The sequence below is a fragment of the Olivibacter sp. SA151 genome (assembly GCF_054130995.1).
The window spans coordinates 1,713,992-1,736,955 of sequence record NZ_CP096391.1; the positions used below are offsets into that span (position 1 = coordinate 1,713,992).

Below are 22,964 nucleotides of genomic sequence, written 5' to 3' on the forward strand. Positions count from 1 at the left end.
AAATATTACAATTAATCTAGATAAAACCAGCCTAATCCTTTTGCTGTATACACCATTTTCCAATGGTTATCTTGTTCTTTCACCACAGCCAAGGGGATTTCGGCATCTGCCAACACTGCAGCTTGGAGTGATGCTTCTTTAAACAACTTACGGGGAATTTGATCCGGTAAATTTCGCTCGATCCATATGCCCTCTTTCTTTGAAAAGGCGTACTCATAAGCTGTATTGGTGTAGTAGCCTGATTGCAGGGAATGATCAAAGAAACGTAACCACCATTCAGGATGTCTTTTCTCTACATTTGGATTGCTGTATCCCAATGAAACGATGTCTGTTTGAATGCTTAAGGCAACCTTCGGATTTGCCGCTTGTATGGCTTTTGCCAAGGGGGCATATTCCTTTGTATAATCAGGTAAAAGGTGAGGATCTAACCAATCCTGCGCTGATGTTTGTAAAACCAGAACATCAGGTTGTATTTCCTTTACCATCTGGATCATATCCAGTCCGAAATGTTCCCGGATTTCTGCCATCGTTCCTTTTCGTACACCCATACCCCAGGCTGCGTAAAGCACATTTGGTTTCGTTTCCTGTATAGCAGCCTTTATCTTTCTGTTAAAATCCAAAATAGCATCCGCCCGAAAGTCCATCCACTTGGGATAAAGCGTTGGATCTTTACGGATATAATCAAAAGATAAGGTCGAACGGCTGGCACCTACATATTTTTCCGTAAATTTTTTTCTGGCATACGCACTTACGTCTCCATAAAAGCCATTCCCATTGATGGTCTTCCATTCGGGGAAGTAGCTTTCAGCAAACTCGATCCCGTCCACATCGTAATGCAGAAGCACGTTTTTTACGCGTTTCACTTGCCATTCTACAAATTCGGGCCGATGAAAAGAGTAAAACTCGATACTTTGGTCAGGGTAAGGAGACAGAAATTCCATTTGCCAATCTTCCGGCAAACCGGATGAACCATAAATACAATTGCCAAGCAGCATAATCCAAATAGCGATTCCTTCTCTTTTGAGTGCCTGTAGATAGTCAGGTTTAAGTAACTGATCGTTTCGAAGACCGTCCCAATAACCGGCAACGAAAAAATGGACCGATTTTATATTAGCCATTTTAAGGTCGACAATCAATGTCGCCGGTGAAATCCCTTGCTCATACAACATATTGGGATCGATTTGGATGGAATTACCTTTTATTTTTTTCAACTGTGCCGTCTCCTCGAACGTTACAGTCGGCGGCTCGTTTTCTCCCGGTTTTTCCTGATCGTCTTTTGGCTTTGGTTCAGAAGCGGTGCAACTGATAAACAGAAAGAGAAAACCGCAAGCCAGCCATTTTGTGAATATCCTATACATGATGGTAATGATTATTTTACCGTTTTATTTTCTAAAGGCCAGCCCATGATGGTGGAAATATACGGAATCATGAACATCGCCATTTTCTGATGTCCGGTATATCCGGGATGCCAGGCAGCTCCCATATCCGAATCGTTGTTCGTTACGCCTCTTAAGGATGCCGTTGCATAGACATTCGGATCTTGAAGGTTTTCGATAACCTGATTGATATATTTTTCGACACTGCCCCCAAGGCGCGAGATCACACATAAAATCTTTGTGTTTTTTCCGTAAGTCTTTCTGATTTTTTGGATGATTGCTGTATAGGCCCCTTCAAATTCTTCTTGAGAAGGATTCGGCTGTGTAGAGAAATCGTTTGAGCCTAAATTGATAATTACCAAGTCGGGCCGGTACCGGTCAAAGGAATAATGGATGGTGGTATCACTGTTCAATGTATTCATCATTGCGTCCTTCATTGTATAGCGGGAACTCGTGAGTGAATCACCGTAGTTTCGCACAGCACCACGGCCCGAATGGGCTATGAGCGCATAATCAGCCTCAAAGTAGCGAGCCAATATACAGGCATAGGTTTTATCAGCATTTTCTGTTGCTACCAAAAAGGGTTCATCTCGATGTAAGCCATCGGTGCCATATCCCACTGTAAAAGAATCGCCGATAAACTCAATAAAACGATTAGGTCGGGATCGTAAGGGTTGTATAACTGCACCTTTATTAATGAGAAAGCTATGGATAGTTGTTCTTCCGAATTCTCCTTCCGAGCGTTTTTGTACGCGGATGTGATGTGTTTTTCTTTTATCAAGTCCCTTTACCAGGTTAATAAGCGTGTCTTTACCCGAAATAACGATTTTTTGCTTTAACTGATCATCCACAAAGACATTGAAATGGCTTTCTCCAATATCCGAAGCGCGCATCCAGCAGGCATCGCCATTGAGTAGAAACTGGAAATAAGTGCCCGGCCAGTCATAGGTAACTTCTCCGATGTCGCCGATCAATATACGTCCCGTATAGGTGATCGAAGGAGCATTTGCTTGAATTTCAGTCTGCCTCCTTTGCGAAAAGACGGAGATCGTATAAACGAGCCCCACCAATACGCAAATTATTCTTTTAATCATATATTATCTTCATAATGAAACATTATCCATTAATCTCAAGTTTCAATGGATAATGTTCGTGGTAAATTGCGATCTAATTAACGGTTGTAGTTCATCTGATAGGCCATTACACCTGCATACGTTTTATCGTTGGTTGCCATGGAGGCATAGATGGTAATATTTTTACCCATTATGCGGACATCGATGTCGCCGTATCGATTATAATTGGTTCCGCCATAGGCATCGGATTCAAACAGCATAAAGTCTCGGTATCCGGCCGATCCCGCAATCAGCGTCATTTTGGAAGGATCGGTGATGTCATACACTTTTACATGGGTTGCGTCCCAGGCAAAAAAGCCTTGCGTTAGTACAGCCATAAATTGATTGTCATTCACCGTAAATACTTCGAAATCCAAAATTTTATAATAATGGTTGGATGGTGCCATTTCCACGACCTCCATTGTTGGCGAGAACTGAACAAAACGACTTCCTTTTTCCCGGTTAGCGTCGGATGCGATATAATTGCAATAGCTCAAGTAGTGGTCTGAGTTAGGGTCCAGTGATTTGCGCTGTACGGTTGCAAAAGTCCAAGGTTCGGCTGCTGCGTAACGGATAAGTGTCGGCGTTGTACTTGTAGGTATTCCATCGTTGAATTCCCAATAATAAATCTGATTATCTATGGCCGGAGCCGTCGCATATACATAAGCTTTGCCTTGTTTCAAGTTACCGATCACGCTTATCTTCCGACCAAGCTCCACCGGCGCACCACCAGCTGCGGTATAGTTTAAGATCAGTTTTGGCTCACTGTTAATATCTTCATAATAATAAAGCATCAATCCTGCTGAATAAATATTATACCTATTAACGACAAAATGGCTGGCATCGTCAGCTACGACTTGCATACAGAAAGTGGTCGGTGCAGGTATAGTTTTGACAAAGCTGCCGTCATTTGCATTATACACACGCACGCCAACATCGGGTCCGAGATTCCCTCCTGAGAAATCAGCGACGAGGATATGATCGTTCACTACCGTCAAACCGGAAATATTGGTACGTAATACACCGAGCTGATCCGCAGTATAGAACCACAATTTTTTGAAGGTTGTACGCGGAAGTGTTGGCACTGCTTTGACGATGTGACGCTTTATATTGCCGTCTCCATCAGTGACGAGAATATCCAAGGGTTTGGTGAAATCCATGATTCCGGTGAGTGCGGGCTCGATATGCGCATTATTTTCCAGGCTTGCCGTAGCGCGCAATTGAGAAAGATCAATAGGCTCATCGTCGGTAGTGGGCACTTCAACGTACACCGTATCACCATCCTGATAGGGGCCGGCATTTCGTGCACTGTATTCTGTTGTTTGTCCGGGGATGCTTAACATAAAATTCAACAAACCTTTATTGAATTGCGTATCTTTATGTAAGTCGACTTTTTGGCAAGCCGCAAAGATGCACATTGCGGTGAGGATCAGTATATATTTCAAATTCGTTTTCATTGTTGGCCATTTTTATTTCCATTCATCAAACTGTTCTATATTGGGATTTCGCTGAATCTCTACAATAGGTACCGGAAAGCGGTTATACTTTTCAGGGTATACGCGAGTACGTCCATTATCAACGTCTACCAACTCATAGCTAAAACTGCCGTCTGTACCTTTGGTAATCTTCACCCCTTCCATATGCGTACCATGAAGTAGACTTGTTGCTAAACCCCAGCGTCGAAGGTCCCAATAACGATGCCCTTCGAAGGCCAACTCGACCATCCGTTCGTGACGGATCAAATCCAGTAAGTGATTTTTATTGGTTGCGGAAAGATCTTTAGTAAAACCGGCGCGGCGACGTACCTTATTTAAAGCCTCGGTACCGGCCACAAGCTGTCCCTGTTCGGCCAAAGCTTCGGCATAAATCAACAGTACCTCTGCATAGCGCATAAAATAAAAGGTCAGCTCGCCTTTTCCCAAATCGGTCAATTTTTCATCGAAAAGCTTACGCATATAGTAACCCGTAGAGGTCGTACCACCTCCCACGGCGTAACCGTCTTTGGCTCCCTCATAAGTTTCCATCGTTCTTCCCTTCCAAAGGGCGCCATTGTATAAAATTGACGCATAGAACCGTGGCTCGCGTCCGACATAGGGATTAGCGGCGTGCATTGGATTATTCCAGTTGAAATCGGTTCCGTCAGCCATTTGATAAGCACGTACTAGATTGTCCGTAGGACTGATTTGGGCATATCCTCCGTCCAATGGCGGCGCAAAAAAATAATCAAAGGAATATGTGAAATTTGGCGAGGAAAAACCGAATTCCAGAATGCTTTCTTTATTTTCCTTTGCTTCGCTCCGGCGTTGATTAAATAGTTCTGCATAGTTGGGGTGCAGATCGTAAAGGTTCAATGCTTGCATAGCCTCGACCGCATCTGATGAAGCCTTCCACCGCTTAGCATATAACATTGCGCGTGCTTTTAGTCCGAGGGCTGCTCCTTTGGTCAACTTTCCTCGCTGGGACGCTGACGTGGTGGGCGGTAATTGAGTTTCCGCTTTATCCAAATCTGCGGCAATAAAGTCCCATACTTCATCCGGGGTGCTGCGTGCTTTTCCTATCCCATCATTTAATCCGTCGTAAATAATAACGCTGGCTCCGTACCTTTTTGCCAATTCAAAATAAACGTAAGCCCTGAAAAACAAAGCTTCACCTTCCGCTTTCCGGTAAAACGCTTCTGAGAGATGATCTCCATTTTTATACAGCCCATCCAAAAACTCATTGCAATGTCTGATCCATGTGTATGCCCACGACCAGTTATCAAGGAGGTTTGCTCCAGGTGTAATGCTTGATGAACCTAAAACCAATAGGTTGATTTCGTCATTCGGCGTATTTTTTTTAAGAATATCCGCGTAAGCATCTTGATTGACATGTGCGGTATAATATGTTTGACCGATCAAAGGGTAGAATTTATTCAACGCCAACTCGACGTTCGTTTCGCTGCTCCAAGCAACGTTTTCGCCATACACATCTGTCAATTCGGGTTCAATAGAACAACTATGAAACGCCAATAGTGTTGCGTATGTTAGTGCACGGTATATAGATTTGAATTTCATTTCTGTAACAATTTAAAAGGTTAAGGACAAGCCGAATTCATAAAGACGTTGCTGCGGGTAATAACCTTGATTTACGCTGGGCATCTCAGGGTCCAAATAATCCAGGTTGCTCCACGTGAACAAATTGCTTCCCGAAATATATAAACGGACTTGTTGCAGATTGGCCTTGGTTAGCCATGTTTTTGGTAGTACATAGCCGATCTGTGCAGTCTTTAGTCGTAAGTAGGACCCGTCCTTTATCCAGAAAGAAGAGAACTTTCCACCACTCTGGGCAGACTGGGTACTTAATCTAGGATAAGTTCCATTGGGATTTTCCGGCGTCCAAGCGTTTTCCACAAGATATTTGGGAGCATTGCCGTCCTGATAAAACGGCATCGTATAAAAGGTATTGTCATACACGCCTGAATTACTATAAAGACCCGATAAGGCGATATCTGACATGGCAGCCCCTTGGAAAAATACATTCACGTCAAAGCCCTTATATGCAGCACTAAGATTCAACCCAAACATCATTTCCGGTAGATCGCTTTTGCCGATAACAGTCCAATCTTGGTCCCAGGTAATCCGTCCGTCGCCGTTGAGGTCTTTCAGTTTTATTTCCCCCGGGCGAGAGGGGCCAAATAACGCACTATGATCAATATCATCTTGGCTTTGGAAGAATCCGTCGGCTACGAAGCCGTATTTAACCCCGATAGGTCGACCCGTTCTGCGGAGATAGTCGGGCACATTAACGTCCTCCGTCGTCTCGATAACCTTGCTTCTCGCCCAGGTTAGATTGCCGCGAATGTTGTAACTAAACTCATTGAGTTGATTCCGATGCGATAAAACGAGCTCGAATCCGCGGCTGTCTACTATTCCCGAGTTTACATAAGACGGAAAATAGCCACCGAAAGACGGCGGTTTCAACCCAGACTGCCCTTGAAGTATGTCTTTCGTTACACGGTAGAACACATCCGCCTCAACACCCAGAAGACCATTCCATAAAGTACTTTCCAAGCCACCATTATAGGTTGTTGTAGTTTCCCAACGGACATTTATATTCGGAACAGTAGTGATATTTAAAGGCTTAGAGAGATTATTTCCGATCATAACAACCGGATTCGCTCCTAAGTTCATTGTTCTTAGAAACTGATAGTCATCAATGCGGTCGTTACCCAATTTTCCTACGGATGCCCTTAGTTTAAGATCGTTGACGAAACTAATCGACTTATTAAAAAAGGGCTCGTTCGAGATACGCCAACCTGCTGATATAGCGGGGAATAGGTCCCAACGCGTATGAGACGGAAGTTTGGGCGATCCATCATATCTTCCGAGAATCTCAACAAGGTACTTATTAGCATAATCATAGTTCAAGCGAAAAGAGTAACCGGCCCTGCTAAACATACCATGAGCCCCTTTAACCAGGTCGTCAATAACTTCTTCTCCATAGTTAAGATCCATAATGTCTGTTATAGGATAGCCCCTACGGCCGCCGGAGAGGGAGCTGTTGTCCGTTCGCATATATTCATACAAAAAGAGTGCGCTGATACCATGATTCCTAAATTTCTTATCATAGCTGATAGAAGGCTGAATGGTTTTTTGCCATGAATCAGAAAACCATTGATTCAGACTGGCAACCCCTGAGTTTGCATGACGTGCCCAACCCAAGGCGTATTGCTTAGTCGCGTTGTTGTAAACATCCAGTTGATAGGGGAGAAGATAGGCTTTTTGTATGCTATACCCTTTATCAAAGGCCCCCATAACCTTCAAGCGCAAGCCAGATAATCCCGGTATCTCATAGGCTAAGGAGAGATTACTTTGGAAGCGATTGGCGCGCGTCGAGTTTTCTCCTGATAAATCTCTAGCTGCCAGTGGATTTTGGTTTCCGTTACTTGGGTTCAAACTGCCTATTGGTACTCCTGCCGCATTATAAGCTGGTAAATAAGGGTACGACATCAGCGCTTGCGCAAAGATGGATGCATAACTATTACCTACGCCGGCGGACAATCCGGGCTCTTTACGCACATCATCTCTATAGGCCACATTTAACGAAAGTTTAAGATTGTCCAATATGTCAGCATCTACATTGACACGGCCGTTGTACCGATCATACGAAGTCCGGTCAATGATCCCCTGTTGATTATAGGCTCCGACCGAAATGAAGTATCGAACGCGGTCTCCGCCACCATTCAATGACAAGTTGTTTGTTACTGTCGGCGCGCTGCTTTTAAAGAGCATATCGAACCAGTCGGTATTGGCATACATACCTTGAGGATCGCCATTTGTTATTCGATCAATTTCCTCCTGGCTAAATCGCCTGGAAGCTTCTGCGACTCCGTCAAGCTCTTGTGCTTTGTTGTACCAATGAGCATATTCAGCGCCGTTCAGAAACTGCGGAAACGAAGTGTTCGTACTTAACGCGTAAGAACCGTTGTAAGTAATGGTCGGCTTCTGCTGTTTTCCGCGTTTGGTTGTAATTAAGATAACGCCATTAGCGCCGCGTACCCCATAAATGGCAGCCGAAGCGTCTTTTAATACGGAAATTGATTCTACCTCATCTGGATTAATCTGAGGAAAGTCACGTTCCGCACCGTCCACAATAATTAACGGATTGTTATTGCCTAAGGTGTTGTAACCGCGCACCATTAAAGAAGCCCCGTCTACTCCGGGTTGGCCACTGGTTTGACGCGTTACCAAACCTGGTAAACGGCCTTGCAACATGGATGATAAGTTAGCTGTCGGCGCCTTTTTTAGCTCATCGCCATTGATTTGTGCTATAGCTCCTGTTACACTCGACTTCTTCATTTGGCCATAGCCGACCACTACAACTTCGTCCAGGACACTATCTTCGTCATTCAAAAGAATTTCCAATGGCCCGCGTCCAATATTTACGACGGTGTCCTTTCTGATATAGCCAATAGCAGTCAAAGAAAGGTGTACGCTCGACCGGTCAATGGAAAGAGAAAATTTCCCACTCGCATCGGATGTCGTGGTAATATTTCGCCCCATTATCCGGACCGTCACCGCTTCCAAAGCTTGCCGATCAGCTGATCTACGCACTACCCCTTCCAAGCGAGATTGCTGAGCATGAGATTCTGCCAAGGTACAAGAAACCACACATAAAATAAGAAAGCACCTCGATAGTAGTCCATATCGGTAGCGCATTTTCTTTTCTTTTTGCTTTTGATTTAAAGGCTTCATAAAGATTAAGGTTAATTGTTTTTAATAATATATCGTCTTTCTTTTTGCAAGACCGGAAGTCCAACGCTGGACCATGGTGTCTGCCTTTTTAATAGATATTTCTAGAATAGGATTTATAGTAATTCTTTTTTAATACGCTATAGACGAAGAAGTCCACGATAGAAACTCGTTATCTAACTTTTTAAAAGCGGCAAAAACGTCAGAAAATCAATCTTTTGTTTTAATTTCATTCTTTAGGTAGCGTTGATAATCCCGGAATAGTTCCAATGTCCTTTCTTCACCAACACGAATGGACATCTTTGGATCGTTAAATACGCCCGGGAATTGGTAACATAGTATTTTTTCAAAATTCTGGAACAGATTCAGGTCTCGGATAATTTCCGCCATTGGTCGTGGATATAGCGATTGATCTTGATTAAATAGGAAAGTTTCCAGATCAAACCATAAATGCGCGCCTGCCGTATTGCAGAGTGATTGCAGGAGATCAGCCGATTCCTTTCCTGTCAAATCTCCTTCAGGCATACGTGCAAAGCCGAAAGGGCATAGAATATCGAGATTTTGTAATAGGGCTGGGTAAGTATCAATCCCTGATGGCACCTGCATGCTGTTGGTAGCCAGCATAATAGGTTTTGCAGGGGCTATATTGTTGCAAAAGGTTTTAAATTCACGGAAGAAATCAACAATCTCTTTTTTTCGTTGCATTTGTTTAATTTCGCTGTGTTCCCAATTGTCCAGATTTCCACCGCTTTCTTCTGATACGTAGAAGCCGTAGAAAGATGGGTGATGTCCATATTTTTCCCATAGCTCTTTTGCCACTTTTTTATGCCACTCGAGCGATTCGCGAGTAAAATCGAACCATGCGAACATGCCGACCCCAACAAAAACATGCATGCCTAGTTGATCCGCTTCCGACAAAATGGCCTCAACAGGATCTTTTGCGACGATTGGCATTCTATCTTGATATAAAGCGGAAGGATAAAACGCTTTTCCTTTGTAGTTGTCGACAGTTGTCGAATGCTTACCAACATACTCTTCATTGCGGAAAACTTCCTGGATCACTATGATGTCCATCTTCAACTTATGCATGCCGCGAACCATTTCGCGCCATTGGTCATCAGTCATCTTTTTAATATCAGCATTCCAGTGTTTTCCCTCTGTTTCACTCCAATGATAGATTCCGGCCCACGCGCCGTCAATCTGTCGGGTCGAACGGATGTCCGATTCGACGACTTCTATTTCCTTAACTTCACGATAACTTCGGTGGCCATCATTTACCACTAGTATAATGGTGTTTTTTCCCACCAGGTTCTTTGTGGCTAACACATGTTTGATCTCAAAAGATTGCCCGGGAGCGACTTCTTTCTTTGCATAGTGCAACAGGTTATCGGGCTTTTCTTTTTGTAGATAAACCGCGAGTTCCACAGACTTCAGTTGATCGTCCTCGTTCTTTAACCCCGCTCTAATGTCAAGATCCACCTGATTGGTGATGATTGTCGGCGGTATCAACGTCAAGGAAATCCCATTCTTTGCCGATACAAGCAGCGGAACGGCCGACCATAATAGGCCTAATAATAAACTTAAGTTCTTCATATTACTTTTAGTTAGGTGTCTTTCTTTCTTCGTTATTATTTCAGTATAAGTTCAGGCTCGTCGATGGTAAATAAGTCTAGATCACTGAGCAGGTATTCATTGTTCAAATCAAGACTGCCATTTTATTTTGTTTCAGGAACTCTTCGATTGGATTGATATACCAGATAATCTGTTATATATAACTGAAATTCTCTGGAAGGAGCCAGCAGCTTAATTTCTACGCGATGGTTTTTATCCGTTAGTTGGTACTTCCAGAAGAGTTCAGGTCGTCGATCAATGGCTCCGGTATACAGATTAGCCTTTTCTACAAATACGCCATCGACGTAAAGCTCAGCTTGGACGGGTTCATCGCCGGCATTTGGATTTACTTTCACAAGATGTCCGCTGATAACCACACCGTTGCCCTCAAATCCGAACACATAATTGTCTGGGTATTGTTTTCCCACCTTTGTTCTCGAAACCGGATAATGCCCGGCAAAATTCTCTTCAAACGTTTCGACCGATGTGTGCTGCAGCGGAATGATTACCTGTTCATTACGAATAGATCCTCCATTTTTTTCGATATTTGCTAGCGCTAGATCATAGTTTACGCGGTAGATGTCTTTCAAAGCGTACGAACTAAAGCTGAAAATTTTGTCCTCTGCTCTTTTCAGTGGACCGAGCCATTTTTGGGGTATGCTGTTATAACCGATTATTGTGCCTAATATACCGCAGGCGGTCGCTGGATTACAATCCGAGTCCTGTCCGGCGCGGGTTGCAATATCCATTGTTCGGAAGAAGTCGCCCTCTCCATAGAGAAGGGCCATAACCACATAAGCAGCGTTCAATTTGGCGTCTATATTCAAGGGATGAAAAACACCATTGGGGCAACCTGTGTCTTCAGCCCATTTTCTTTGTACTGTCCACCAGGTCGTTTTCCAGTCTTTGCGTTCTTTCTTGTAGCATTCGAGGACATCACGTATACAACGGTAAAATTTACTTTCCCTGGGAATCGCGTTTAAGGCGTTATTGATTACCGATTTTATATCCGAATAGCAAAAGGCTAATGCATACATATTTGCTACAAAGACGCCACCATAATAGCCGTCGCCTGAGGCGATCATCTTCCCTGTTTTTTCACAGATGGAAGAGGCCGCTTGCGGCATTGCTGGACTGATTAGGCCGGCAAAATCTGATTCAATCTGAAAATCGATATCATCAGCATGCGGATTGTTCAGCCAGTGTCCTGAGCTCAACGGCGAAATGCCATTTTTGAGATTATAGCGAGCAACTTGGTTGGCATGCCACAGATCGTATTGTTTGGTTGAGAACGCGTGTGAAAACGAATCTATAGGTGCATCCATCCCAAGGCGCTCAAGAACCTCCAGAAACGTGAGGTCGACATAGATATCGTCGTAAAGGCCCGGAAATTCCAGCATGGCCCTATTGATATAGTCATCTTCCCAGAGAATCGGTTCGTAATCTTGGATAAAAGTACCTTGATACACAAATTCAGTTGGCCAACCATAAGTCACACCAATAGTCTGTCCTGCCCAGCCACCCTTTATTTTGTCAAGTAAAACGGTTTTCGTTAGTGAAAGCCTGTCAGCAGTACGCTTATGACCTTGCGATTTAGCCGTTAAAGGCAAGAAACATATGAAGCATACCGCAAGTAAATAAATCGGCGTCGTTGTTTTCATCGGTTATATTAGACTAGGTTATTTAGGTCCGGTCTGAAAAGCTGTGATGGTGCAGCCATTCAGACCGTGGATTACTATACAATATTAATTGAAAAGTTTTTACAGGCAATTTCGTCGAGTGCTCGCCAGCATTGGTACAGCCCTCTCGGCACATGGAAACATCCTTTCCACTTACCGCCTTTTAATGGAAGCAGTACTTCTCCTCGGCGATTCAAATAGCCGAACCATTCTGGGTATTCCGGATCCTTGAAATGTGCCCAAGTGTAACTATGTACCTTTTCAAACCAGATTAGGCATTCCTCCGATCCCGTTAATTGATAACCTTTGATCAAAGAGATCAATGTTTCTATGTGTACCCACCAAAGTTTCTGGTCCCATTCCAGTTGCTGGGTAGGGTGGCCCAATCGATCCATAAAATAAAAAATACCGCCGTATTCCTTATCCCAACCATAGTTGAGCATGGTAAGTGTAATCTGTACTGCCTTTTGAATTAAGTCGTCCCGTTTTAACCGTACGCCCAAATCCATAATGAACCACATTGCTTCCGTACTGTGCCCTGGATTGACTAGACGGCCGTCGAACGTATCAGAGAGTTGTCCGTCAGCTGTAACATTCTCGATAATAATGCCCCCTAATTCCGGTCGGTAAAAAACGTCCAGAACTTCGTGCAAGCAATCTTCAATAAGGACATCCAAAAGATCTGCCGATAGCAAGTGCTCGATTTCTAAGGCTAAGTTGCATAGAATCATCGGTAATGAAAAACCTTTCAAATCGCGCGAACCCAATACGGTTTTGTTCCATTTACCCTTGGGGTTATCAACTTTTGATCGGATAATCTCAAATGTCTTTTTCGCAACTTCTGCATATTGCGTATTACCGGTGGCTAAGCTGAGTTGACCAAAGGCGATGGTGGCAAAGGTATAAGAGAAAATATTATATGGCTCGACTAAGGGGTTGCCGATTCGATCGACAGAAAAGTACCAGTTGAAATTTCCGTCATGACCATGGTTTAATAGAAAGGTTGCACCATGTTCTGCCGCTTCCAACCAAGCTTGCTTTTTCTCAACCTTGTTGTATAACGATGAGAACATATATACCTCCCGTGCCTGTAACCAAATAAATTTATCTGTATCAAATACCTGCCCTTGCCGGTCGAGACAGGTAAAATACCCGCCAAATTCGCGGTCTAGGGAGTTTTTCAGCCAAAAGGGCATTACATGATCCAACAGTTCCGATTTGTACTGTTCACTAAGTTTCTTAAAATCCATCTATTTATTAAATTATGCTACTTAAATACTAATGAATCCAATGTCGTTCAATGTCTTCTAAAGATCTACCGGTGGTTTCCGGAACTAGTTTCCATACAATGAACATATAGGGTAGACACATAGCGGCAAAGAGAAAGAATGTTCCTGCTGGAGTTAGATTTTCTAGAAGCCAAGGAGTTAATTGTCCGATAAGGTATGTACCAATCCATAATGACAGACCTGCAATTGACATCGCTAAACCACGGATGGAATTTGGATACATTTCTGAAAGCAACACCCATATTACGGCTGAAATGGAAATGGCGCAGCAGAAGACATAGGCGAGGAAACATACCAGCATAAATACATTTGGCAATCCTATAACCGCTCCCCAAATGAAATAGATACTGATGAGCAACAAAAAGAAAATCATACCGGACACACCAAGGTACACCAGTTTTTTACGTCCAATTCTGTCGATTATAAATAAGGCCAATATAGTGGTCATCACATTAACTAATCCGACGATCACTTGATAGAAAAGAGAATCACCACCAGAAAGTCCGCTGCTTTCAAAAATTGTCGGCCCATAATACAATACCGCATTAACTCCCATGAATTGTCCTAAAATTGCAATAGCAGCGCCGATCCAGACCGCTTTCCGGACACCTGGTTGTGCCAATAGCTTCCAATTGACCTTCTGATTTACCCGATTGACTATCTGGATCTGCTTAAGTTCACTACCCGCGATGATTTCCGATCGATAAATTCGCGTCAGTACCATTTTGGCGCGGTCGGGCTGACCATTCGATATCAGCCAACGCGGACTTTCAGGAATAAAAAAGATAACTACAAAGAAAAATAGGGCCGGCAAACCGGAAATTCCTAGCATACTGCGCCATACTTCGTCATGAAAAAGCAAGCGAAGCCAGGTGTTTTCTAGGGATCGTGCATCGCCCAAGGAATAACGCAAAAGTGCATAGTTAACCAAATATGCGCCCAAAAATCCGACTGTAACAGCGAGTTGATATAAGGAAACCAGCCGACCGCGGTATTGAGGAACAGAAAGCTCGGATATATATATTGGCGAAATGATGGAGACAATTCCTATTCCGATCCCTCCGATTATTCTGGCATAAACTAATTGATTAAAATCTGTTGATAATGCACAAAACACCGCAGATACGGCAAAAAGCGTAGCGGAAAGAAAAAGAATCTTCCGGCGACCAAAGCGATCACCCAAATAGCCGCCACAAGATACTCCTACTATTGAACCGATCAGCGCACAGCCCACATACCAGCCCTGTGATACAGTATCCAAACTGAATTGTGTCGTTATCTGCGCAATCGTTCCTGATATTACGGCGGTATCATAACCAAATAAAAAGCCACCAATGGCCGCGACTACAGATAAAAAGCTGATATAGTTTAAGTTGATAGAATGATTCATATGAAGGTTGTGTTGGTGGTTACATCTTTAAATTTTAACTGGTCGGATCACGATTCACTCGATATCTACCACGGCCGTTGTGAGTCCGAGGCTAAATTAGAAATAAAATTTAATAATACAAGCAGTATTTATTAATATTTTTTAAAAATGTACTGAAATTTGCGTTTTTTAATAAAAAATAAACATTTGTGAACTATATTATTTAACATATAGTGTTTATTCCGTAGCTTTGTTGGTCTCAAAACCAGCTAATGACATTTTTTGAAGATATAGGAAAGGAGAATATGTCGGGAGTTGCCTATAAGAACAACTCCATTAAAAAGAACATCATCGCCATACTTTCCGTTCAGGGGAACCGTACTATTGCAGAATTGAGTAAGGAATTGAAATTAAGTGTTCCAAAAGTTACCAATGTCGTCAGTGAACTGATAGACGATGGTCTGGTCAAGGATTATGGCAAATCCACCACACTAAGCGGAAGGAAGCCTAACAGGTATGGTTTAGTGCCGACTTCCGGATTTTTTGTAGGTGTTGATGTTAAGCAAAACCATGTGAATATTGGCTTGATTGATTTGAACAAAGCCATTGTTTCCATTGCCGAAAATCTACCCTATCAACTTGCTAATAGTAAAGAGTCATTGGATGAACTTTGCCGGATCATTCAAAATTTCATAAAGAAAACGGCTGTTCCGAGGGATAAGATATTAGCTTTGGGCATGAACCTTGGAGGAAGAATCAATTACAGAACCGGTTATAGCTACAGTTTTTTCCATTTTAGCGAAATACCTTTAAGTAAGTATCTCGAAGAGACTTTGAAGATTAAAACTTTTATCGAAAACGATTCTAGGGCAATGGCCTACGGGGAGTTTATGGCTGGAGTCGTCAGACAAGAGAAAAATGTTCTCTTTCTCAACTTGGACTATGGGATCGGGATGGGGACCTTGATCAATGGTCAGATATATTATGGAAAGTCGGGATTTGCCGGTGAGTTCGGCCACTTACCTTTGTATGATAACGAGGTCATTTGCCATTGCGGCAAGAAAGGCTGTTTGGAAACCGAAGCTTCAGGGCGCGCTTTAACAGAATTGTTTATCCAACGCGTTAAGGACGGGCATGCTAGCACTCTGACACAAACCCTAAAACCCCAGGAGATAAAACTGAAACATATCATCGAGGCGGTTAAAAACGAAGATGTTTTGGCTATTGAACTTTTGGCTGAGATTGGAGAAAAATTAGGACGAGCTATAGCATTGTTGATTAATCTCTATAATCCGGAGTTGATTGTGCTAGGTGGGTCTTTCGCACAGACTAAAGATTATATCTTATTTCCGATAAAAAGTGCCATTAACAAATATTCGTTGAATCTAGTCAACACTGATACGGAAATCAAGCTTTCGGAATTACAGGAAAAAGCTGGGGTTATAGGTGCATGTTTATTGGTTCGGGACAGACTCCTAGACATTTCTGCCTAACAAAATGTCTGGCCGAAGTCACTTTGCTACAACCGCTAACATCGATAATTGGCAGATCCCTGATTAAAGATACATTTTTAATTATTTACTTTTCTTAAAGTCCTCGTAAGATCGTTTAATATAATCGTACAGTTCGTAGCCTGTCCATTTTTTAACGTCCTCTATAGTTGGTCTGTACGCAGCTTTAAATGCGTTGATTTCGTAATCTTCCATGGCAACCACCTGGTTGATCGTCTGTGTATTGAATTTAGCATCAACTTCCTCAAGTTCAATCTGTTGGTTAATATATTTATTGAATCTCCTCACTTTTTCGCCGTCCTTACCGAGTAGCTCACGAAAAAAAGTTATTGGACTCCCTCCAAAAGGTGATAGCAACGTTATCGGCGGTTTTCCGCCGAAGTAAATGTTGTTTTGTTTGTTGTAATCAACTGCAGTCTTTTTCAAAAAGGTTTTATTGTTAATAGCTGCGTTTATATCAACTTCTTCCAAAAGAATAGTATTGTCTAAATACACGGTCATATGATCATGACTACCTATTATGACATACTTTTTGGAAAAGCCTCGGAGGTATACTTCCAACGAGTCACCAATCTGGGCATCGATATAAAAATTGCCCAGATTATCAGGTCTAGTAGAAATCTTTTTCTTCATGTTCCTTATATCCGCTTCTGTTACTTTTATCTGATAACCACTGCTCTTGACCCCATTTATCACAATCGTACCACTTATTTTTTGCATCTGACCATACAGACCACCTGCCGTCAAAGATAGAATTATAAGAATTAGAAAGGACCGATAGCTAGTCATAGGCTCTAAATTAGCAATAAAGAAGCTTGTAGTCGAAAGGCTTAACATCATTTAACGAAATCAGAGTATAAATCGGTTCTTACAAGGCCAAAAATATTGTATAGCATTATAAGCAAATGTTACTATATCACTAATCTTTACTTTTATCAAAATGCACCTCTTTGTATTTCTGAGGAGAAAGCTGATAGTGCTTTTTAAAGACCCTACTAAAGTAATTCGGTTCGCGATAGCCGCAATGGTAAGAGATCTCGTTAACGGGGACATCCTTTTCCAACATCATCAATGCTTTTTTTAGGCGATATTCATTCAGTAATTCTGTTGCGTTTTTTTGCAGAATACGCTTAAGATTGAGATGTAAAGAGGTTCGGCTTGTATTCAGTTCATTCGCTAAATCTTCTACGGATAGGTCCGGGTTTTTATAATGCCGCTCCAAAGCGCTACTTAATTTGGTAAGAAAGTCCTGATCCCGGTTATTGCCAACAACAGGGTTATCAATAAAAGCACCTAGTCCTATTACATGTTCCCGTAAACTAATTCTTGATTTGACCATATTGGCTACTACCAACTCCAGTTCATTTAAGTTAAACGGTTTACCGATATAGGCATCGGCGCCTACATCCAATCCGTTTACCCTGATCTGTTCATCCTGATTGTCAGACAAAAGGATAAACGGAATATGATCAAACTGTTTATTTTGTTTTATCCTTAAACATAGGTCCAGCCCAGTGGTTTTAGGCATCTTAACATCACTGATAATAATGTCAGGAGATGTTTTACAGATCTTTTTCCATGCTATATCTCCGTTTGAGGCAGTTATTACCGAGTACGTCTTCTGAAAATGTTGTGCCAGAAATTTCAATAATTCTTTATTATCTTCTACTAAAAGTAGCGTATAATGCCGGTCTAGTCGTTGCTCTTTTTTTTCAATAGGCGGGGAGATGACATCCATATTGACGTCAGTTTCCGATGGATTTTGTTGTTCGCTTTGTTGTTCAGTTAATTGTTCGTATACTGGAAGACTGAAAAAAATCGTCGTACCGTTGCCAAGTGTGCTGGAAGCTTCAATGCTGCCTTCAAGGCTTTTAACCAAGTGGTGCACTAAGGCCATACCGATTCCCGAACCTGAGATGTCAGTCTGGGAGGGCGAGCGATAAAAAGGGTCAAATAGGTGTTTCAAATCGGTCGTAGACATGCCTGTTCCGGTATCACTGATGACAAAATCTGCTCTATTCTGTCCGTCTTGAAGAGTTGTTCGCATAGATACCGAAACACTACCCGCTTGGGTGTGTTTCAAAGCATTTGACAAGATGTTCGATATTATTTTTTCCAGTTTATCGCTATCAAAAAAAACATTAAGTCCGTCTATCTCCGTCTCAAAAGAAATAACAATATCTTTTTCCTTTGCCAAGGGCTCAAAAGCGTTAACGATTTGCCGTACAAAAGCGGTCATATCCAATCGATTAAAATGCACAGACAGGTCGTCTCCCTCTACCTTTCTGAATTCCGCTAGCTGGTGAATGAGCTTAAATAATTTGGATGCATTCTTTTTGATATGTGATAGCTCCACATGTTGCTTGAGATCGATATTCTTCTCATTTATAAATTTGTCGATGGATGCAAGAATAAGTGTTAAAGGCGTTTTAAATTCATGGGATATAAAAGTGAAGAAGTTAATTCGATGTTGTGTAAGTGCTTTTGTTTTATCCTTCTCCATATGCGCGAGTTGAATCTCCAAACGCTTTTCATGAATAAAGCGTACAAAACGGGCATATATATAAATACATAGGCATAAGAGAAATGCATAAAAGAGGTAGGCCAGGTTGGTGCGGTAAAAAGGAGGAGCCACATGGATACTAATACTTTGTTGCTGGCCGGTAAAACCGCCTGCGTCATCTAGGGTTTTGACATGCAGTGTATAGCGGCCTGGTGACAAGTTGGTATAGGTTGCGCTCGTTTTATCACCAACATAATTCCATCGATCCTCAAATCCCTCTAAATAGTAAGCGTAGTTGGTGCTTGTTGGGTTTGCATAGTTGATGGTGATATAATTTATGGTAAATACATTCTGATCATAAGATAAACTAATTTGACGGGCGTAACCGAGCTGATGCTTCAAAACTGTAGAATCGGAATCCGGGTGTACTTCCTTATTAAATAACTGAAAGGTTGTAAAAACCAAGGGATAGGATTGCCTGTCTACCTGCATCTTCAATGGATTAAAATAGCATAAGCCATTAATGCTGCCGAAATAAAAAGTGCCGTCGCTGCCTCGCAAGAAAGATTTAAAGTTAAATTGATTCGTACTCAAGCCATGCCTATTATCATAGTTTATAAATCTTTTCGTGTTTGGATTCCACCTGGAAATACCTAAGTTGGTACTGAGCCAAATAAAACCGGCATCGTCCTCCAGTATGCCATAGACATTGTTATTAGCCAAGCCGGTAATTGTGGTATAATGTTGAAAAGCATCTGTTTCAGCATGATAAACACATACGCCGCCGTCTAACGTACCGAACCATAAACGCTGGTGACGATCTTTATACACACTGATTAGCTGATTGCTTAATAAAGGCGCATTTTTACCCGTGTTAGTATAGTGTTTCATGGTTTTAGATAGCGGGTTGTATCGGTAAATGCCATCCTGTCTGGTACAGATCCATAAATCACCATTTTTGTCTTCGGTGAGATCATATATGAATTTATCGCCTAAAATTTCCGGAGCAAGTAAAGTGAACTTGCCTGTTATATAGTTAAATTGATTCAAGCCCTGTTGAGTACCCACCCAGAGTATGCCGCGACTATCCTGATATATCGCATATACTTGATTGTTGGAAAGTGAGTTGCGATCGGCCGGATTCTTCGCATAAATAGTGGTCGTTCGCTTATTAAGGTCAAAGCGGTGCAAGCCTCCAAAAAAGGTTCCAGCCCATACATTTCCATAAGAATCTGCATGGAGTGCATGGACATTGTTGGTATTGAGATAAAAGGGGGCGGTGTTTTTATTAATTCGACTAAAAGCTGCGGTAGATGGATCGTAGATAGAAATACCACCATCTTCGGTTGCAATCCATAATCGGTGCAAGCTGTCTTCCATTAATTGACTGACAGCTTTTCCTCCCAAACCATTATTTTTATCGGTTGGTAGCATGCTCTGAAAACCATCACTTCCTACCGGGATGTAGTTGACTCCGCCAAAATAAGTGCCTATCCAAACTGTACCCTCTTTACCGATAAAGGTAGAATAGATAGCTTTATCATTTAGCTTTTTAGGCTCGTTATTGAAGGATTGCGAATGATTCTCCGTTCGGCCTGTTTTAATATCATATATATAAAGGCCATTTTCGGTGCCTATATATAAAAGTTCATCTTTGTCTGCTGTGATTGATCGAACGGTACTGTTCTCGGTGTTTTCTTCATTCGTAAAGGGCAGTGAAGTAAATTGTCGCTTTTCATCGTTATAAAGATAAAGTCCACGCGATGTAGCCAGCCAACTACGATTTTTCAAATCGCGATGCATTTGGAAGATGGTAAAATTGGAGAATGACAGCGGAGGAAAAGAGCTCGTAGTGAAGGTATGCTCAATATCACCTGCCTCATTGATAAGAAGAATACGCCGGTCGATAGCAATCAACAATCTGTTTGTAGATAGAGGGCAAATGGCTCTCGCGAATCCCTTAAGCAGTAGACTCGTTCTACCGTTTTTGATTTGAAATAAGCCTCTAGATGTACCTATATAAAGCACGCTTTGTTCTTCCGATATGAAAATTACAGCAGGCCTTTCCGAATTTAAAGGGTGGGCTATCAATCGATCTTGACGTAGATCGTAGCGGTAAAGTCCGTGATTGGTACCCACATATATGTTTTTTTGATGGCTCAGTAAAGCATTAATCTGATTGGTTGACGTTCCAGGTGGTGCAGCATCAATATAATAACTTCTAACATGACGACAATCGAATCGATTTAGGCCTTCTCGGGTGCCGAACCACATAAAGCCCTGTTCGTCTTGGGTGATAGCATAAACCGTATTGTGCGACAAACCTTGGCTTGAGGTTATTTTACGGAAGCGTATATCGCTACCTTTCGTTGCCTGTATCAGCAACAATAAAAAGAAAACGCAGGTGTAGAATTGCTTACGCATTGATTAGTCTATCGAGATCCGACGAAATTCCAAAAAAAATAGAAAATCGCTTTAAATGGGTTTAAGATACGGTTTTTGAACGAATGTCCTATAAAATTTAACATGTGTGCTACTGATGATAGCGTTTTTCGTCTAACATTGCTCTTGCAAACCAATCATGCACTTATGGCTTTTTTTCGACACGCAAAAATTCTATGCTTATTGTTTATTTGGTTAATTTATGCAGCCGGGGTCTCGGCGCAAAATAAACCTAATATCATTATTGTAATGGCAGATGATTTGGGTTTCTCAGACATAGGCTGTTATGGAGGAGAAATTAAGACGCCTAATTTGGATCGACTCGCTTCACACGGTTTACGAATGACGAGTTTTTATAATGCCAGTCGATGTTGCCCAACACGGGCCTCCCTACTAACCGGGCAATATCCACATACAGCTGGTATCGGGAATATGACAAGCGATCAAGGGCAACCTGGATACAGAGGTTTTTTACAACCCAATGTAGTCACAATCGCTCAGGTATTAAAAGGAGCCGGCTACCAAACAGGAATGGTAGGTAAATGGCATGTTTCTGAAACAGAACCCTTACCAACTAAAGAGGAACAATTGGCTTGGCTCGATCATCAGATCACTAATCGCGACTTTTCAGATACTTTGTCATATCCTGTACATAAAGGTTTTGATAAATATTATGGTAATATTTGGGGCGTAGTAGACTATTTCGACCCATTTTCCTTGGTGAATGGCACGCGGCCGATTCAGTCAGTTCCCAAAGATTTCTATTACACTAATGCTATCGGGGATAGTACGGCCTCTTATATAAGGCAATTCGCACAAAAAGAGGTGCCGTTTTTTATGTATGTCGCCTTTACGGCGCCCCATTGGCCACTACAAGCATTGGAAAGTGATATCCGCAAATACGAAAATACATATAAAAAGGGCTGGAACTACATTCGTGAAAAACGTTATCAAAAAATGCTGAAGTTGGGACTGATTAAGCCTAATCAAGTAAAGCTTTCGAGATTTATGACACCAGAAAGGGGCTGGGAGAAAAACGCTGACAGTCTTTGGGATGCGCGTGCAATGGCGGTTCATGCGGCAATGGTAGACCGTCTGGATCAAAATATTGGCAAGATGATGGATGCGCTTCAGAAATCGGGCCAGCTTGACAATACGCTTATTGTTTTCCTTTCAGATAATGGTGCTAGCCCCGAGCAACCCGCTAAATTTGGCCCAGGTTTCGATCGCTCAGGAACGACGCGAGATAGTAGGAAGATCAGTTTTTCTGTCAACAAGGATGTAATGCCTGGTCCGCAAACAACACACTTCGGCATCGGACCAGAGTGGGCAAACGTATCCTGTACACCCTTTCGTTATTGGAAATCTAAAGAACATGAGGGAGGAATCGCCACGCCATTTATCGCTTATTGGCCAAATAAGATAAAGGCACAAAATAAAATCAGCGACGAACCCGCACATATTATTGATTTGATGTCCACTTGTACCGATATCGCGGAGGCAATATACCCTGAGACCTTTGAAGGACATCGTATCACACCTACACCGGGAAAAAGCCTATTGCCTCTGTGGACCGGTAAGCAGAAAGCACATCTTCATGACGAATTGTTCTGGGAACACAACGGTGCTGCTGCCCTGCGACAGGGCAATTGGAAAATTGTTCGGGTAGATATCAATGCGCCATGGGAACTTTATGACTTAGCGAAAGATCGTTCAGAAACCCAAAACCTGTCGGCTACTTATCCTCAAAGAATGGAAGCTATGAAGAAAAAATGGGAAGAATTAGCCAACCGGTACAGCGTTTTTCCGAAACCTTAAGACGCATGATGCCATCTAGATAGC

Annotated in this window: 13 protein-coding genes; 2 read left to right on the forward strand and 11 right to left on the reverse strand. The window is 42.3% G+C overall.

Translation table 11 applies throughout. The features are described 5' to 3' along the window. Positions 1 to 11: 11 nt before the first annotated feature. The 9 genes from M1D52_RS06800 to M1D52_RS06840 form a co-directional block, all read right to left on the reverse strand. Positions 12 to 1,358, reverse strand: a complete 1,347-nt coding sequence (locus tag M1D52_RS06800; RefSeq protein ID WP_437391910.1) for a family 10 glycosylhydrolase — start codon at positions 1,356 to 1,358, stop codon at positions 12 to 14. 11 nt (positions 1,359 to 1,369) lie between these two features. Continuing rightward, positions 1,370 to 2,470, reverse strand: coding sequence for an SGNH/GDSL hydrolase family protein (locus M1D52_RS06805; RefSeq protein ID WP_437364650.1), 1,101 nt, complete (start codon positions 2,468 to 2,470; stop codon positions 1,370 to 1,372). 77 nt (positions 2,471 to 2,547) lie between these two features. Continuing rightward, on the reverse strand, positions 2,548 to 3,945 hold the full coding sequence (locus tag M1D52_RS06810) for a DUF5018 domain-containing protein (protein ID WP_437391911.1): 1,398 nt from the start codon (positions 3,943 to 3,945) through the stop codon (positions 2,548 to 2,550). Positions 3,946 to 3,957: 12 nt separating this feature from the next. Then, on the reverse strand, positions 3,958 to 5,541 hold the full coding sequence (locus M1D52_RS06815) for a RagB/SusD family nutrient uptake outer membrane protein (protein ID WP_437391912.1): 1,584 nt from the start codon (positions 5,539 to 5,541) through the stop codon (positions 3,958 to 3,960). Between the two features lie 12 nt (positions 5,542 to 5,553). Further along, entirely contained in the window at positions 5,554 to 8,721 is a 3,168-nt protein-coding gene (locus M1D52_RS06820; protein ID WP_437391914.1) for a SusC/RagA family TonB-linked outer membrane protein, read from the reverse strand. A 207-nt stretch (positions 8,722 to 8,928) separates the two neighbouring features. Beyond that, complete coding sequence (locus M1D52_RS06825; protein WP_437391916.1) at positions 8,929 to 10,311, reverse strand: DUF4434 domain-containing protein; 1,383 nt, start codon at positions 10,309 to 10,311, stop codon at positions 8,929 to 8,931. A 122-nt stretch (positions 10,312 to 10,433) separates the two neighbouring features. Then, positions 10,434 to 11,990: an ADP-ribosylglycohydrolase family protein gene (locus M1D52_RS06830; protein ID WP_437391918.1), complete on the reverse strand. Its 1,557-nt coding sequence runs from the start codon at positions 11,988 to 11,990 to the stop codon at positions 10,434 to 10,436. 74 nt (positions 11,991 to 12,064) lie between these two features. Next, complete coding sequence (locus M1D52_RS06835) at positions 12,065 to 13,258, reverse strand: n-acyl-d-glucosamine 2-epimerase (RefSeq protein ID WP_437391920.1); 1,194 nt, start codon at positions 13,256 to 13,258, stop codon at positions 12,065 to 12,067. A 28-nt stretch (positions 13,259 to 13,286) separates the two neighbouring features. Further along, positions 13,287 to 14,687 (reverse strand): sugar porter family MFS transporter, encoded by a 1,401-nt coding sequence (locus M1D52_RS06840; RefSeq protein ID WP_437391922.1) that lies wholly within the window; start codon positions 14,685 to 14,687, stop codon positions 13,287 to 13,289. Between the two features lie 251 nt (positions 14,688 to 14,938). On the opposite strand from M1D52_RS06840, the gene M1D52_RS06845 reads away from it, so the two are divergent. Then, on the forward strand, positions 14,939 to 16,159 hold the full coding sequence (locus tag M1D52_RS06845) for an ROK family transcriptional regulator (protein WP_437364665.1): 1,221 nt from the start codon (positions 14,939 to 14,941) through the stop codon (positions 16,157 to 16,159). A gap of 81 nt (positions 16,160 to 16,240) precedes the next feature. Here M1D52_RS06845 and M1D52_RS06850 read toward each other — a convergent pair whose 3' ends face one another. Both M1D52_RS06850 and M1D52_RS06855 read right to left on the reverse strand, forming a co-directional pair. Then, positions 16,241 to 16,966: a hypothetical protein gene (locus M1D52_RS06850; RefSeq protein ID WP_437391924.1), complete on the reverse strand. Its 726-nt coding sequence runs from the start codon at positions 16,964 to 16,966 to the stop codon at positions 16,241 to 16,243. Between the two features lie 130 nt (positions 16,967 to 17,096). Continuing rightward, positions 17,097 to 21,104, reverse strand: a complete 4,008-nt coding sequence (locus M1D52_RS06855; RefSeq protein ID WP_437391925.1) for a hybrid sensor histidine kinase/response regulator transcription factor — start codon at positions 21,102 to 21,104, stop codon at positions 17,097 to 17,099. A gap of 165 nt (positions 21,105 to 21,269) precedes the next feature. Between M1D52_RS06855 and M1D52_RS06860 the strand changes: the two genes are divergently transcribed. Further along, positions 21,270 to 22,940 carry an arylsulfatase gene (locus M1D52_RS06860; protein ID WP_437391926.1) on the forward strand — a complete coding sequence of 557 codons (1,671 nt, stop codon included), beginning with the start codon at positions 21,270 to 21,272 and terminating at the stop codon, positions 22,938 to 22,940. Positions 22,941 to 22,964 lie beyond the last annotated feature (24 nt).